This window comes from Rhizobium sp. 01N48 (assembly GCF_056399145.1).
Genome location: NZ_JBFTQT010000004.1, coordinates 143,017 through 157,616 on the forward strand (window position 1 = coordinate 143,017; position 14,600 = coordinate 157,616).

Consider the following 14,600-nt stretch of genomic DNA (forward strand, 5'->3'; position numbering starts at 1 on the left):
AGATGCCCGGCAGGGCAGAGGGGGGCGTACACCCACCAGCGCCAGCTCACTCGCTCCGAAGTGCCTTACTTCCCCGCAAACATATCCGTCGCCCGGATCAGCCTGTCGAGGATCCCCGGCTCCGAATAAGCATGCCCCGCGCCCTCGATCAGGTGGAAATCCGCCTTCGGCCAGGCCTTGTGCAGCGCCCAGGCATATTTGGCCGGGCAGGGCATGTCGTAGCGACCGTGGACGATGAGACCGGGAATGTCCTTCAGCTTGTGCGCATCGCGCAGAAGCTGACCTTCGTCCATCCAGCCGGCATTGACGAAGAAGTGGTTCTCGATGCGCGCGAAGGCATAGGCGAACTCGGCGTCCTCGAACTTGCCGCTGGTCGAGGGCTCTGGCATCAGCGTGATCGTCTCGCCTTCCCAGATGCTCCAGGCCTTGGCCGCTTCGAGCCGCACCGCCTTGTCCTCATGCGTCAGCCGGCGATGATAGGCGTGCATCATCTCATGCCGCTCGTTCTCAGGGATCGGCGCGATGAAGCGTTCCCATTTGTCCGGGAACATTTCGGAGACGCCGAACTGATAGTACCAGTCGAGCTCGGCCTTCGTCAGCGTGTAAATCCCGCGCACGATCAGCTCCGACACGCGCTCGGGATATTTCTCGGCATAGGCGAGCGCCAGCGTCGATCCCCAGGAGCCGCCGAAAACCTGCCACTTCTCGGCGCCGGCCATCTCGCGCAGCCGCTCGATATCTGAAACGAGGTGCCAGGTGGTGTTGGCGTTGAGATCGGCATGCGGCGTCGAGCGGCCGCAGCCGCGCTGGTCGAACAGCGTCACGTCATAGAGCGCGGGATCGAACAGCCGGCGATGGCTCGGCGCGATGCCGCCGCCGGGGCCGCCATGCAGGAAGACGGCTGGCTTCGCGCCCGGCGTGCCCGAACGCTCCCAATAGATCACATGCCCGTCGCCGACATCGAGATGGCCCGATGCATAGGGTTCGATTTCGGGATAGAGCGTTCTCAGAACTTCGGTCATATTTTTACGCCTTGGGCTGGCCAGATACTGGTGTCGTGATCGGGATGCTGGAAGGAGATGATTGCCTCCTGCCGCGCGTAGAAATCGGGGTCGGTATGAACAGGCTGGTCGAAGATCGTCTCGACCCAGGGGATGCGCGCCTCGTAGTTCACCTGGACCTGCGGTGCGAGATCGCTGCGATCGTCGAAGGTGCCGATCGCAAGCTCAAGCCCGCCGGGATGCCGGTAGATCATCGGCGTGCCGCAATCCTTGCAGAAACCGCGCTCGATATTGATGGACGACTGGAAATAGCTCGGCGCGCCCCGCGTCCACTCCATGCCTTCCTCCGGCGTCGTCACCAGCGCCGAGAAGAACCCGCCAAACTGCTTCTGGCACATGCGGCAATGGCAGATCGACGGTCGCCCGAGCTTGCCCGAGATACGAAAACGCACTGCGCCACATTGGCATCCGCCGGTTCGGATGGGTTCGCTCATGATGATGCTCCAGATGGCCATTCGGCCGTGTCGTGGTCGGGGTGTTGGTGATTGCTCGCGGCGATCGCATTCTCGCGATCGGGCGTCTCTTCGTCGGGTTCTGTGGGCAGGCTGTCGAGGTCGTGAAACCAGCGCATCTTGCGCCCGGTATTCGATTGCGCCACTGGCTTGACCGCCTGCGGATCATCGAGCGTGCCGAGAACGAGGTTGATGGTATCGGCCTCCGGCGTGTCGTAGAACAGCGGCGTCCCGCAGGTCGCGCAAAAGCCGCGACGGACGAGATCTGAGGATTGGAACCACGCCGGCTCCCCGCGCGTCAGCACAAACTCGGACCGTTTCGCGGCCGCCAGCGGCATGAAGTAGTTGCCGGAAGCCTTCTGGCACATGCGGCAATGGCACAGATGCGGATAGCCGAGTTCGCCCGCCGCGCGATAACGAACCGCGCCGCACTGGCATCCCCCACTCATCGCCGCTGTTGTGCTCACGGACGCTTTTCCTCGGGCCAGGTTGCGGTGTCGTGGTCGGGGTGCTGGTAGGAAACGAGATCGAGCACGAAGGGTGCCGCCTCGGCATCTTCCTCGGTCACACGAACCGGCAGTTCGTGCAGGTGGTCGACGAAGTCGATCTTGCGCTCGGTGCCGAACTGGATGACGGGCGGCAGCGTCGAGGGATCATCAAACGCACCGGCGGCAATCGCGATCCCATCCGGCGCCTCATAGGTCAGCGGCGTGCCGCAATCGGCGCAAAAGCCGCGTTCGACGACGTTCGACGACTGAAACCGCTTCCGCTCGCCCCGCGTCCATTCAAGCTCCGCGCCACGCACCGACACCAGCGGCGCATAATAGGCACCGAACGCCTTCTGGCACATGCGGCAATGACAGATCGAGGAGTCCTTGAGCGTCCCCCGGACCCGGAAACGGATCGCGCCGCACTGGCAGCCGCCGGAGTAGGTCGTCATTCGCAAATCCTCCATTGCGCGGGATACAAAGACCCCTCCCAACCCTCCCCACAAGGGGGAGGGCTAACCCGGGGCGAGGCCTCGCTCCGAGAGATCGCATGCACCGTGATCAGGTTGAGGCGAGCGGTCGCGGCGCTGTAGCCCCGCCCCCTTGTGGGGAGGGGTTGGGGAGGGGCATTCGCCACAAGCTCCGACGCCGAGACCTCCGCTGTCACCGCTTCACCTCCCACGTCGTCACCCGCTCGCCGGTTGCCGCGTCCTTGCCGTCCTTCAGCTGCACGCCCTCGGCCATCAACGTGTCGCGGATTTTGTCGGCCTCGGCGAAGTTCTTGGCCTTCAGCAGTTCCAGTCGCGCCTTCACGCGCCGGTCGATCTCGATCGCCACCGCCTCGTCGATCTCCGCCATCTCGGGCAGAAGCCCGAGCAGGGAGGCACTGGCGGCGTAGGTCGGCAGCAGCGATTTGTCGGCGTTGGCTTCCTGTGCCAGCGCATGCAGCGCCTGCACGGCAGCCACCGTGTTGAGGTCGTCGCGAAGCGCGTTCAAGACCGCCTCAGACGGTGCGGCGTCGCCGGCGTCCGCCGCCGGCCACTTTGCCAGCAGGCGTTCGGCCTCTTCCAGGCGCTTGATCGAGAAATCGATCGGCTCGCGGTAATGCGTCATCAGCATGGCAAGCCGCAGCACAGCGCCCGGCCATTTGCGACCGCCGAATTTCTCCGTTGCCAGCAATTCGTTGATGGTGATGAAGTTGCCCTCCGACTTCGACATCTTGCGGCCTTCGACCTGCACGAAGCCGTTGTGCATCCACACATTCGCCATCATCTCGGTGCCATGCGCGCAGCGCGACTGGGCAATCTCGTTTTCATGGTGCGGGAAGATCAGGTCGAGCCCGCCGCCATGGATATCGAAGACGTCGCCGAGATAGCGCTGGCTCATCGCCGAGCACTCGATATGCCAGCCTGGACGCCCGCGGCCCCAGGGGCTTTCCCAGCCGGGCTCGCTGTCGCTGGAGGCCTTCCAGAGAACGAAGTCGCCGGGGTTCTTCTTGTGCGCGTCGACGGCGATACGGGCGCCCGCCTGCTGCTCGTCGAGCGGGCGCTTGGAAAGCTGCCCGTAGTCAGCCATCGACTTGGTGTCGAACAACACCTCGCCTTCGGCCTCATAGGCGTGACCTCGCGCAATCAGCCGCCCGATGATCTCGATCATCTGGGCGATATTATCGGTCGCGCGCGGCTCCACGGATGGCTCAAGGCAGCCGAGTGCCGCTACGTCCTCGTGGAACTGCCGCGCCGTCTTCTCGGTCACGGCGTGGATCGCGTCGTTGAGCGAAAGGCTCGGATGATCGCGCAGCGCCCGGGCATTGATCTTGTCGTCGACGTCGGTGATGTTGCGCGCATAGGTGACGTGGTCGTCGCCATAGACATGCTTCAGCAGCCGGAAGAGAACGTCGAAGACGATGACGGGGCGGGCGTTGCCGATATGGGCGAAGTCATAGACGGTCGGGCCGCAGACATACATGCGCACATTGTCGGCGTCGATCGGTGCGAAAACCGTCCGTTCGCGCGTGATCGTGTTGTACAGCTTGAGTTCCGGCGTCTTCGATCCCGACTGGCCGTCCATGTCTATTCTCCCAAAATGCCATAATCCGAAAAACAACGTGTCGCGACCGGCGGGCCGGGGCGTTTGTCATCTTGGCGTATTGGGAGACGAAAACGGCCAGGCCAGCGAGCGCGCTAGCGAATAATCTTCCGGCAGATGATGCAGGTAACCGTCTTCATGGCGGGTTTTATGGCCCGGCTTCGGGCGTTGGTCAAGGGGGGTGAGACGCGGTCGGGCTGAGCGCGAGCAATCGATCCAGCGAATCGATTGCAGCGTCGAACGCCCGGAGCGCAAGCGAAGGGCCGGGCGGTCACGACATCGCTCAAGCCCGCCCTATATCAGGCAACAACGAAGGGCAAAGCGGAGCCACAATTGAAGCGATTAAACCAGGCATTGCTTGCCGCCATCCTTCTGGCTGTCGCTTCAGCCGCCTATCTGGCATACGATCGCGCCATGGCCCCGTTTTCACCTCCCTCGCTCACCGATTATCCGATCCAGGGCATCGACATCAGCCACCATCAGGGCGCGATTGATTGGACAGCGCTGGCGACGCAGCCGAATGTCCGCTTTGCGATCATGAAGGCGACGGAAGGTGGCGATCACCGCGATACCCGCTTTGCTGAGAACTGGCAGGCGGCGAAGAATGCGGGCATCGTTGGGGGCGCCTACCACTTCTTCACCTTCTGCCGACCCGGCCGCGATCAGGCGCAGAACGTGCTGGCGACAGTCCCTTCCGAACCGGGAACGCTGCCGCTTGCCATTGATCTCGAATTCACCGGCAATTGCGGCAAGGTGCCGACACGCGAAGAACTGAGCGGCGAACTCAACGCGTTCTTTGGTGAGTTGAACGGCGCCTATCCCGGCAAGCCGATCTTCTACCTCGATCAGCCCTTCTTCGATCAATATCTAAGGGGGCACGAGGAGATGTTTCCCGCGCACCATCTCTGGCTGCGAAGCATCGCTGAGGAGCCGTCGGTGGGCGATTGTGGGAGATGGTCGATCTGGCAGTTCGCCGATACCGGCAGCGTTGCCGGCATCCAGGGGGCTGTCGATCTCAACGCGCTCTGCCCGACCGAGCCCGACCTATCGGGCCTCTTCCAAGCAGCAGCGCAAGTGTCGCGCTAGCCGAAACGGCTTAGCCGGGCATCTGGTAGCCGACGAGCTTATTCTCGCGCACGATAAACAGCTTGCCTGTTTCGGTGTAGTCGGGGGCCAGAAGCGGCATCATCGCCTTTGCAACCTGGGAAGGATGCGGCAGCGTTTCGGGATCTTCGCCCGGCACCGCCTGCGCGCGCATCGCGGTGCGCGTGGCGCCGGGATCGACGCTGGTCACGCGAAGAGGCGTGCTCTGCGTTTCACCAGCCCATGTGCGCGCCAAGGCCTCGACCGCAGCCTTGGACGCAGAATAGGCGCCCCAGAATGGACGACAGCGATGGGCGGCAGCGGAAGACAGGATAACGGCGCGGCCGGCTTCGGAGCGCGTCAGCAGCGGATCGACCGAGCGGATCAGCCGCCACGTCGCCGTCACGTTGATGGTCATTACCTTCTCGAACACCTTCGCCTCGATATGGCCGATCGGCGAGATCACGCCGAGCACGCCGGCATTGGCGACGAGAATGTCGAGCTTGCCCCAGCGTTCGAAGATCGAGGCGCCGAGCGCATCGATGGCGTTCATGTCGGCGAGGTCGAAGGGAACGAGCGTCGCCGAGCCACCGACTGCCTTGATCGCATCATCGAGATCCTCGAGGCCGCCGACCGTGCGGGCGCAGGCGACGACATGGGCGCCCGCCTTGGCAAGTTCGAGTGCAGTGGAATAGCCGATCCCGCGCGATGCGCCGGTGACGAGTGCGACCTTGCCGGTGAGATTGACGCTCATTTTAGCCTTATCCGTATGCGCGGGGAGGCGAGGGGCGCGATCGGCCCCTCGATCGAAAGGTCAGTCGAAATCAGCCGTTGCTGGCCATCACGGCGAGCTTGCGGACATTGCTCGTGCTGTCGTTGTCGAGCAGGCGCGTCGGGTAGTCGCCGGTGAAGTAGTGATCGGTGAATTGCGGATTGGCCGCATCGCGGTTCTCGCCGCCAACGGCGCGGTAAAGGCCGTCGATCGACAGGAACTCGAGCGAGTCGGCGCCGATATAGTCGCACATAGCCTGCAGGCTCGAATACTGGTTGGCGAGCAGCTTGTCGGCATCAGGCGTGTCGATGCCGTAGAAGTCCGGGAAGTAGATCATCGGGCTGGCGACGCGGATATGCACTTCCTTGGCGCCGGCATCGCGGATCATCTGCACGATCTTCAGCGAGGTCGTGCCGCGAACGATCGAATCGTCGACCAGGACGACGCGCTTGCCTTCGATCATCGCGCGGTTGGCCGAATGCTTCAGCTTCACGCCGAAGGCGCGAATCTGCTGCGTCGGCTCGATGAAGGTGCGGCCGACATAGTGGTTGCGGATGATGCCGTATTCAAACGGAATGCCGCTTGCCTGGGCAAAGCCGAGCGCTGCCGGCGTGCCGCCATCCGGCACCGGCACAACGACGTCGGCCACGACGGGGGCTTCCTTGGCGAGGTTGATGCCCATGTTCTTGCGCGCCGTGTAGACGCTACGGCCGCCGACGACGGAATCGGGGCGGGCGAAGTAGACATATTCGAACAGGCAGAGGCGTTCCGGCTTCGGCTGATCGGCCTTGCGGCTGTCGATGGTGATCGAGCCGTCGGGCTGGATTTCGCAGATGATGACTTCGCCGTTCTCGACGTCGCGAATATATTTCGCGCCGATGATGTCGAGCGCACAGGTCTCGGAACAGAAGATCGGCTTGCCGTCGAGCTCGCCCATCACGAGGGGACGGATACCGATCGGGTCGCGCGCGGCGATCAGCTTCGTGCGGGTCATCGCCAGCATCGAGTAGCCGCCTTCCATCTGGCGGATGGCGTCGATGAAGCGGTCGGAGGACGAGGTCTGCTTGGAGCGGGCGATCAGGTGCAGCACCACTTCGGTGTCCGACGTCGCCTGGAAGATGGCGCCATCGGCGATCAGCATGCGCCGCATCGTCAGGCCGTTGGTGAAATTGCCATTATGGGCAACGGCGATGCCGCCGACTTCCAGTTCGGCAAACAGCGGCTGCACGTTGCGCAGCGCCACTTCCCCCGTCGTGGAGTAGCGTGTGTGGCCGATCGAGATGAAGCCCGGAAGCTTTGCCAGCGTTGCCGGATCCGTATAGTGGTCGCCGACGAGGCCCATGCGCTTTTCGGTATGGAACTGCTTGCCGTCGAATGTGACGATACCGGCCGCCTCCTGTCCACGATGCTGCAGGGCATGCAGCCCGAGCGCTGTCAGCGTTGCGCCATCGGGATGGCCGAGAACGCCGAAGACACCGCATTCCTCATGCAGCGTATCGCCATCGAGTTCGTCGTTGAGCGTGGAGGAATGGGACTGGTTCATTGCTGCGGGCCTTTGCTCTCACAAGAATGGTATGGCACTTCCGAAAACGGCGTAAGCCCGGCGGAGCGTGTGCCCGGCCGGACCTTTATTCGCGTCCCCCTCAAATGGCAACTGCCACAGGCTGGGTCAAGCTGTTGAACACTGCGTCAATTAGACGGCTGCTGTGCACCATTGGCAGGGGCGGGCGCGGCATCCTCGGCCGGCGCCTGATCGGAAGCCGGCGCATTGTCGCCTTCCGCATTGCCGCCCTGCGGCTGTAGTTTCTCCATCACGCTCGCGCGGATCACCTGGGCGAATTCAGCAGGCAGAACCGACTGCAGCTTCGTCACCATCGAATCCAGGAACGGCTTGGACTTGGCGTTGTTGACCCAGTTCGGGCGGTGATCGACATCGACGAGCCAGTTCCAGAAAGCGGTGGCGACGACGAGCAGAAGTATGCCTCTTGCGGCTCCAAACAGGAAGCCCAAAGTACGGTCGAGCGCGCCGATGCGGCTGTCGATGATGAAATCGGCGATCTTCATGGTGATGAAGGAAATGACGATCAGCGCGATCAGGAACACGACCGCGGCCGAGCCGACGAGCGCGATGCGGTCATCGTCGGTATACTTCTTCGCGTAGGGCACGAGATAGGGGTAGAAATAGTAGGCCGCGGCAGCCGAGCCGCCCCAGCTTGCGATCGAGAGCACTTCGCGGGAGAAGCCGCGCACCATGGCGAGCACGGCGGAAAAAAGCACGACGCCGATGACAATACCGTCGAAAATCGTAATGGGCATATAAATCCAACTCCAGGACGGCCGCCAATTCGCAGCTCAGTCGCGCCTCATTGCGTGCATCCTATATCATCACCTGTTGCGGCGATGAAAGGATCAAACCTCTTCTTCCACACGTCTCAAAGCGCCCTTCGAGCCGGCGATCCGGGCGACCAGATCCGGCAGGCTTTCGATCTCGCTCCAGCGCCCGCCCGTGCCCTTCGGCAGTTCGGCGGACCCCGATGGAAGCAGCGCTGCAGAAAATCCGAGCTTCTCGGCTTCTTTGAGGCGCTGGTTCGTGTGCGCAACCGGCCGGACGGCGCCCGACAGGCTGACTTCGCCGAAATAGACACAATCAGCCGGAAGGGCAATACCGGCAAGCGACGAAACCAATGCGGACGCGACCGCCACATCCGCTGCCGGCTCTGAAATCCGGTAGCCGCCGGCGATGTTGAGATAGACGTCGTGCTGCCCGAGCTTCACCCCGCAATGCGCCTCGAGCACGGCGAGGATCATCGACAGACGCGCCGAATCCCACCCGACGATCGCGCGTCGCGGCGTGCCGAGCGACGTCGGCGCCACCAGCGCCTGCACTTCGACGAGGATCGGCCGCGTGCCCTCGATACCGGCAAACACGGCAGCCCCCGGCGATTTCTCGTTACGCTCGCCGAGGAAGAGCTCGGACGGGTTCGCCACTTCGCGCAGGCCCTTGTCCGACATCTCGAACACGCCGATCTCGTCGGTCGGCCCGAAGCGGTTCTTCACCGTACGCAGGATGCGGTAGTGGTGACCCCGGTCGCCCTCGAAGTAGAGAACGGCGTCGACCATGTGCTCGACCACGCGCGGACCGGCGATCTGCCCGTCCTTGGTGACATGGCCGACGAGCACCATGGCGGCACCCGTCTGCTTGGCGAACTTGATCATCGCCTGAACGCCGGTGCGCACCTGCGTCACGGTGCCCGGCGCGGATTCGGCAAGATCGCTCCACAGCGTCTGGATGGAATCGATGATGACGAGATCGGGCCGCTTGCCTTCGGCCAGCGTCGCCAGGATATCCTCGACATTGGTCTCGGCGGCGAGCAGCACATCCGTATCCGCTGCACCAAGGCGCTGCGCCCTGAGTCGCACCTGCGCGACCGCCTCTTCGCCCGAGACATAGATGATCCGATGCCCGCGTCGCGACAGTGCGGCCGCGCCCTGCATGAGCAAGGTGGACTTGCCGATACCTGGATCGCCGCCGATCAGTACCGCCGAACCGCGCACGAAACCGCCGCCCAGCGCGCGGTCGAGCTCCGAAATGCCGGTATGGATGCGCGGCGCTTCCTCGATCTCGCCCGACAGGGCGGTCAGCGCTACTGGGCGGCCTTTCTTCGGCGTCTTCGCCGGCCCACCGCCGATCCCGCCCATCGGGTCTTCCTCGACGATGGTGTTCCACGCGCCGCAACCCTCGCATTTGCCGGCCCAGCGGCTGTGGATGGTGCCGCAGCCCTGGCAGATGAATTGTGTTCTTGCTTTCGCCATGAGGTCAGTCGTTGCTTTCGCTGAAGTCGTCGGGGGTTATCAACTGGCGCCCGTGGACGACGCGCAGGACGTAAAGGGTGGAATCGGTGACGCGGAAATAGATGCAGCGGCCTCTAAAGGGCATCGCGCGCAGTCCCGGCCGCACCCAGCTGCGGGACACGCCAGAGTTCCCGGATCGCGCCATCTCTTTGATTTTTGTGTCGATGTCGTTAAGCAATTTAACGGCCGCCGAAGGGTTTTGCTCGGCGACGTAGTTGTAAATTGCGGTTAGGTCATTGATCGCGTCGGGAGAAAGCTCGAACCGTCTCCGATGTATCACGTCCGCTCCCGCGCTTTGCTTATGATGTAATCCGTGAGGCTGTCGTCTTCCGAGAAGCTCACGCCTTCGCCACGCGCAATCTGGCGTTCGGCGTTGTCGATCGCCCGTCTCAATTCCGTAAGCCTGCCTTCTTCGCTTCCCAAGAGCCGAAGGCCGGCGGCAACGACAGCGTCCGCGTCCTTGTAAAGGCCGGCTTTCACCTGGTCGGCGATGAAGTCACGCTGTTCCTGGTCGAGATGGATCTCGGTCATTTCGATCTCCTTTTGTTCTCGTATAGCACAGGAGAATATCGCTTTCCAAGCCCTAGCTGTCGTCCTCGCTCAGATACCGGCGCTCATGGCGCAACCCCATGCTGGTCAGCACTTCATAGCCGATCGTACCCGCCGCCCGCGCGACCTCGTCCACCGAAATGTTCTTCCCGAAGAGTTCGACATAGTTGCCGGCGCTCACCGCGTTCTCGGGCAGATCGGTGATGTCGAAGATCGTCATATCCATGGTCACGCGTCCGGCAATCGGCACCTTGCGTCCGGCAATAAAGCCGTGGCCGCCCTGGGGCGCCACCTGGCGCAGGGGGACGCCACCGCCGGATTGGCTGCGCAGATACCCATCGGCGTAACCGGCAGAGACGATGGCGAGGCGGCTATCGCGGGTGAGTTCCAGCGCGCGGCCATAGCCGACGCCATCGCCGGCCTTGGCATCACGCACCTGAATGACGCGCGCCTCGGCCGTCACGACTGGCCGCATCGGATTGGCCATGCCGTTGACCGCCGCGCCGCCATAAAGCGCGATCCCGGGGCGCGTCAGATCGAAGTGATAGTCGTTGCCGAGGAAGATGCCGGCGGAGGCCGAAAGGCTTGAATCGATACCTTCATAGGCGGCGCTAACCTTGCGGAATGATTCAAGCTGTTGCCGGTTCATCGCCGAGCTCGGCTCGTCGCCGCAGGCAAGGTGGCTCATGACCAGCACGGGCGCGAAACTCGCCGGACGCGAGACGTCGTCGGCGAGCGCGATCGCCTCGTTCATATCGAGGCCGAGGCGGTTGAAGCCGGTATCGACATGCAGCGCGCAAGGGTAATCGCCGTATTCGGCCAGCACCGCCATCCAGAAGGCAAGCTGTTCCTCGGACGAGATGACCGGCACGAGATCGTTCTCGAAAAAGCGGCGTTCGGTCCCCGGCCAGATGCCTGCGAGCACGAAGATGCGGGCATCAGGCGCATAGAGCCTGAGCGTCACGCCTTCATCGACGGTGGCCACGAAGAAATCCCGCGCGCCCGCCAGATAAAGCGCCTCTCCGGCGTCCTCCATCCCGGTGCCATAGGCATCGGCCTTGACCACGGCCGCCGTGCGCGCGTTGCCGGAACGCCGCGCCATGTCACGCCAGTTTTCGGTCAGCGCGGCCAGATCCACCGTCAGGCGCAAACCCGCGGAGGCAAAACGGTCTTCTTCTTCGTAGTCGTCGGCAAAATCGGTCATGTTTCACATCTGCAGTGGAGGCGGAGGGAGGTCTCCGCACATTGTAAGGGTGGGATGATTACAAGGAAGAGACGCCACTTTGCTTACGCAACGCTGCGAAGGTCGAAGTCGGCATGGATCACTTCATAGGGCACATGGATACGCCCTTCTTCGTTGACCTCGATCAGTCCCCATTCGATCAGCGCGGCCGCATCCTCGTGGACCCGTTTGACGTCACGGGACAGCGCGGCGGCCAGGCCGCGATAGGTCGAAGGGCCAATCGCCTGCAGGCGCTCGATCAATGTCCAGCGTTTGGGCGTGAGCACCGAGAAGAGCTGTTCGGGTGATGAGAAGGTGAACAGGTGAGGTTGCGCTTCGCCGCTATTCCAGGCTTTGACGAACCCATCGATCGCGTTGCCGATCGCGGCGTCATCGTCTCTTTGAATTCGGATCGTTGCGGTGGTCATCTGCGCCGGCTCCTTCTGATGTCCACGTCTCGTCGAAAATCTTCGAGAAGTTTTTCGACGGTCGAGAACGCGTATGCCTCTTCACTGCCATCGAGGTGCTTGTGGTCGCCCTTGCCTCGCTCGTTGTCATACCCGACGACGCGTTGTCCGGGATAGCCATAGAAGAGGCTGTATTTGTAGTCGTGGGCGCTACCCGGCACCGGCCGCGCTACTTTCCAGACGACCAACTCCTGGATGGCCCCGTCCGACAACACGGACTTCGAGCGGTAAAGCAGTTGCGCCCTCATGTTGGCGATAATGCCAACATGAGGGCGCGGTGTCAAATTAGGTTCGGACCCTTACTGCTCTTCGTAATGCGTGAAGCTCGGCTCGGCCAGATCGGCGAAGCGGGTGAACTCCGACTGGAAGGCGAGCTTGACGGTGCCGGTCGGTCCGTGGCGCTGCTTGGCGATGATCACGTCGGCCGTGCCCTTCACCTTGTCGAACAGCGCTTCCCACTCCGGATATTTCGGATCGTGGATGTCGCGCGGCTCGAGGTTCTTGACGTAATATTCCTCGCGAAACACGAAGAGCACGACGTCGGCGTCCTGCTCGATCGAGCCCGATTCACGAAGGTCGGAGAGCTGCGGGCGCTTGTCCTCGCGGCTTTCGACCTGACGCGACAGCTGCGACAGCGCGATGATCGGCACGTTCAGTTCCTTGCCGAGCGCCTTGAGGCCCGTCGTGATCTGGGTGATTTCCTGCACGCGGTTGTCGCCCTTGCCGGCGCCCGTCATCAGCTGGATGTAGTCCACCACGAGGCAATCGAGGCCGCGCTGGCGCTTCAGGCGGCGCGCGCGGGCAGAGAGCTGTGCGATCGAGATACCACCGGTCTGGTCGATATAGAGCGGCACCTTCTGCATCATCATCGAGCAGGCGACGAGCTTTTCGAAGTCGGCATCGTTGATGTCACCACGGCGGATCTTCGACGAGGAAACCTCGGTCTGCTCGGAGATGATACGGGTGGCCAGCTGTTCGGACGACATTTCGAGCGAGTAGAAGCCGACGACGCCGCCTTGTTTCGCCTTCATACTGCCGTCGGACTGCACTTCGCCTTCATAAGCGGCGGCGATGTTGTAGGCGATATTGGTCGCAAGCGAGGTCTTGCCCATGCCCGGGCGTCCGGCAAGCACGATCAAGTCGGACCGCTGCAGACCGCCCATCTTGCTATCGAGCGACATGATGCCGGTCGAGATACCGGAAAGGCCGCCATCGCGCTCCTTGGCGACAGCCGCCATGTCGATCGCCAGCGCTACCGCGTCGTTGAACGCCTGGAAGCCACCGTCGTAGCGCCCGTTTTCGGCAAGCTCGAACAGGCGGCGCTCGGTGTCTTCGATCTGCGCCTGTGGCGGCATGTCGAGCGGCGCGTCATAGGCGATGTTGACGACGTCCTCGCCGATGGTGATCAGCGCCCGGCGCAGCGCCAGATCGTAGATCGCGCGGCCGTAGTCCTCGGCGTTGATGATGGTGACGGCTTCGCGCGCCAGGCGGGCGAGGTACTCGGAGACCGTCATGTCGCCGACCTTCTCGTCGGCCTTCAGGAAGGTCTTGATCGTCACGGGATTGGCGATCTTGCCCATGCGGATGATATCGCCCGCAACCTCGAAGATCTTGCGATGCAGCGGCTCGTAAAGATGCGGCGGCTTGAGGAAGTCCGACACCCGGTAATAGGCGTCGTTGTTCATCAGGATCGCGCCGAGAAGCGCCTGCTCGGCCTCGATGTTGTTGGGTGCTTCGCGGTAGTGCTGCTCCGGCTGGGCAACAGCGGCGATCTTTCGGGCGGCGTCGTTCATCTTGATCCGTTCTGTCTTATTCAGCTTCGGGTTTGCAATTCACCAACGGCAAAATCAAGTGCTGAACATGGCGAGCGGCCAAAACGCTTTGGCTTTGGCACGTTGTTCGACTTCTCCACAGCGCATCTTGCCATCACGCGAAAATACCGGCGGTGTAGCCTTCCGGACACGGTACAAAGCGACTCACGCGAATCAACGCGTTCGTGGTATTTTAGGCATTGATAGGGGAGTGTGCATTGAGACTCTCGTCATCACCGCTTGAAAAACGCGGAAAATGACTGTAGGTATAAAACAAATAATAAGCACGCTAATTAAATGGACTGATAAATATGACAAATGCGCCTCTCGGACGAGAGTTGATTGAAGATTTGGCTGCTTTCAACCGGAAGCTTAGAGCGGTTTTCGACAAGATCGTCCGGGAACGGAACATGACGCTGCCGCGGGCGCGGGTGTTTTTCACGCTGAACAAGAAGGACGGCATCAACCAGCGGGAGCTTGCCGATCGGCTGGAGCTGGAAACGCCGACATTGGTCCGTATTCTGGACGCGATGGAAGGGCAGGGCTTTGTCGAGCGCCGGGTCGCGGGCTCCGATCGCCGCGCCAAGGAGATCTACATTACCGAGACAGGCAAGGTCGTCGCCGGCGAGATCGACGACATCGCCGTCAGCGTGCGTGCCCAGGTGATCGCAGGTATTCCCGAACGCGATCTGAGGACTACCTTGGATACGATACGGGCCATGCAGGCGAATTTGCAGGGCATTCGCGGAGTGTGA

At 62.4% G+C, this 14,600-nt stretch carries 17 protein-coding genes; 2 read left to right on the forward strand and 15 right to left on the reverse strand.

What is annotated here, in order from left to right; translation table 11 throughout:
• Positions 1–65: 65 nt before the first annotated feature.
• From pip to cysS, 5 genes are all read right to left on the reverse strand, one after another.
• Positions 66–1,022, reverse strand: coding sequence for a prolyl aminopeptidase (gene pip, locus AC1DOG_RS09905; RefSeq protein ID WP_477927675.1), 957 nt, complete (start codon positions 1,020–1,022; stop codon positions 66–68).
• Entirely contained in the window at positions 1,019–1,495 is a 477-nt protein-coding gene (locus AC1DOG_RS09910) for a GFA family protein (protein ID WP_477927677.1), read from the reverse strand. The genes pip and AC1DOG_RS09910 overlap by 4 nt, the downstream gene beginning before the upstream one ends.
• Complete coding sequence (locus AC1DOG_RS09915; RefSeq protein WP_477928147.1) at positions 1,492–1,962, reverse strand: GFA family protein; 471 nt, start codon at positions 1,960–1,962, stop codon at positions 1,492–1,494. The genes AC1DOG_RS09910 and AC1DOG_RS09915 overlap by 4 nt, the downstream gene beginning before the upstream one ends.
• 14 nt (positions 1,963–1,976) lie before the next feature.
• Positions 1,977–2,453: a GFA family protein gene (locus tag AC1DOG_RS09920; protein WP_477927679.1), complete on the reverse strand. Its 477-nt coding sequence runs from the start codon at positions 2,451–2,453 to the stop codon at positions 1,977–1,979.
• A gap of 211 nt (positions 2,454–2,664) precedes the next feature.
• The gene (cysS, locus tag AC1DOG_RS09925) at positions 2,665–4,071 is read right to left on the reverse strand and encodes a cysteine--tRNA ligase (RefSeq protein ID WP_477927681.1); all 1,407 of its coding nucleotides are present in this window, start codon (positions 4,069–4,071) and stop codon (positions 2,665–2,667) included.
• Positions 4,072–4,503: 432 nt separating this feature from the next.
• On the opposite strand from cysS, the gene AC1DOG_RS09930 reads away from it, so the two are divergent.
• Positions 4,504–5,175: a glycoside hydrolase family 25 protein gene (locus tag AC1DOG_RS09930; protein ID WP_477928149.1), complete on the forward strand. Its 672-nt coding sequence runs from the start codon at positions 4,504–4,506 to the stop codon at positions 5,173–5,175.
• A gap of 10 nt (positions 5,176–5,185) precedes the next feature.
• On the opposite strand, the gene AC1DOG_RS09935 is transcribed toward AC1DOG_RS09930, so the two are convergent.
• The 10 genes from AC1DOG_RS09935 to AC1DOG_RS09980 form a co-directional block, all read right to left on the reverse strand.
• Positions 5,186–5,926, reverse strand: coding sequence for an SDR family NAD(P)-dependent oxidoreductase (locus tag AC1DOG_RS09935; RefSeq protein ID WP_477927683.1), 741 nt, complete (start codon positions 5,924–5,926; stop codon positions 5,186–5,188).
• Positions 5,927–5,996: 70 nt separating this feature from the next.
• The gene (gene purF, locus AC1DOG_RS09940; protein WP_477927685.1) at positions 5,997–7,487 is read right to left on the reverse strand and encodes an amidophosphoribosyltransferase; all 1,491 of its coding nucleotides are present in this window, start codon (positions 7,485–7,487) and stop codon (positions 5,997–5,999) included.
• Between the two features lie 146 nt (positions 7,488–7,633).
• Entirely contained in the window at positions 7,634–8,260 is a 627-nt protein-coding gene (locus AC1DOG_RS09945; RefSeq protein WP_018898772.1) for a CvpA family protein, read from the reverse strand.
• 93 nt (positions 8,261–8,353) lie between these two features.
• Positions 8,354–9,757 (reverse strand): DNA repair protein RadA, encoded by a 1,404-nt coding sequence (gene radA / locus AC1DOG_RS09950; RefSeq protein ID WP_018898771.1) that lies wholly within the window; start codon positions 9,755–9,757, stop codon positions 8,354–8,356.
• A gap of 4 nt (positions 9,758–9,761) precedes the next feature.
• Complete coding sequence (locus AC1DOG_RS09955) at positions 9,762–10,076, reverse strand: type II toxin-antitoxin system RelE/ParE family toxin (RefSeq protein WP_477927687.1); 315 nt, start codon at positions 10,074–10,076, stop codon at positions 9,762–9,764.
• Entirely contained in the window at positions 10,073–10,327 is a 255-nt protein-coding gene (locus AC1DOG_RS09960; protein WP_477927689.1) for a type II toxin-antitoxin system ParD family antitoxin, read from the reverse strand. Before AC1DOG_RS09960 ends, AC1DOG_RS09955 begins: the two co-directional genes overlap by 4 nt.
• Before the next feature lie 52 nt (positions 10,328–10,379).
• Positions 10,380–11,549, reverse strand: coding sequence for an alanine racemase (gene alr / locus AC1DOG_RS09965; protein WP_477927691.1), 1,170 nt, complete (start codon positions 11,547–11,549; stop codon positions 10,380–10,382).
• Positions 11,550–11,632: 83 nt separating this feature from the next.
• A complete protein-coding gene (locus AC1DOG_RS09970; RefSeq protein ID WP_477927693.1) occupies positions 11,633–11,995 on the reverse strand; it encodes an HVO_A0114 family putative DNA-binding protein in 363 nt (120 codons plus the stop codon).
• Positions 11,992–12,282: a toxin-antitoxin system TumE family protein gene (locus tag AC1DOG_RS09975; protein ID WP_112819246.1), complete on the reverse strand. Its 291-nt coding sequence runs from the start codon at positions 12,280–12,282 to the stop codon at positions 11,992–11,994. The genes AC1DOG_RS09970 and AC1DOG_RS09975 overlap by 4 nt, the downstream gene beginning before the upstream one ends.
• 51 nt (positions 12,283–12,333) lie before the next feature.
• The gene (locus tag AC1DOG_RS09980) at positions 12,334–13,827 is read right to left on the reverse strand and encodes a replicative DNA helicase (RefSeq protein ID WP_113008460.1); all 1,494 of its coding nucleotides are present in this window, start codon (positions 13,825–13,827) and stop codon (positions 12,334–12,336) included.
• 329 nt (positions 13,828–14,156) lie between these two features.
• Here AC1DOG_RS09980 and AC1DOG_RS09985 point away from each other — a divergent pair, with 329 nt between their 5' ends.
• Positions 14,157–14,600 carry a MarR family transcriptional regulator gene (locus AC1DOG_RS09985; protein WP_026283054.1) on the forward strand — a complete coding sequence of 148 codons (444 nt, stop codon included), beginning with the start codon at positions 14,157–14,159 and terminating at the stop codon, positions 14,598–14,600.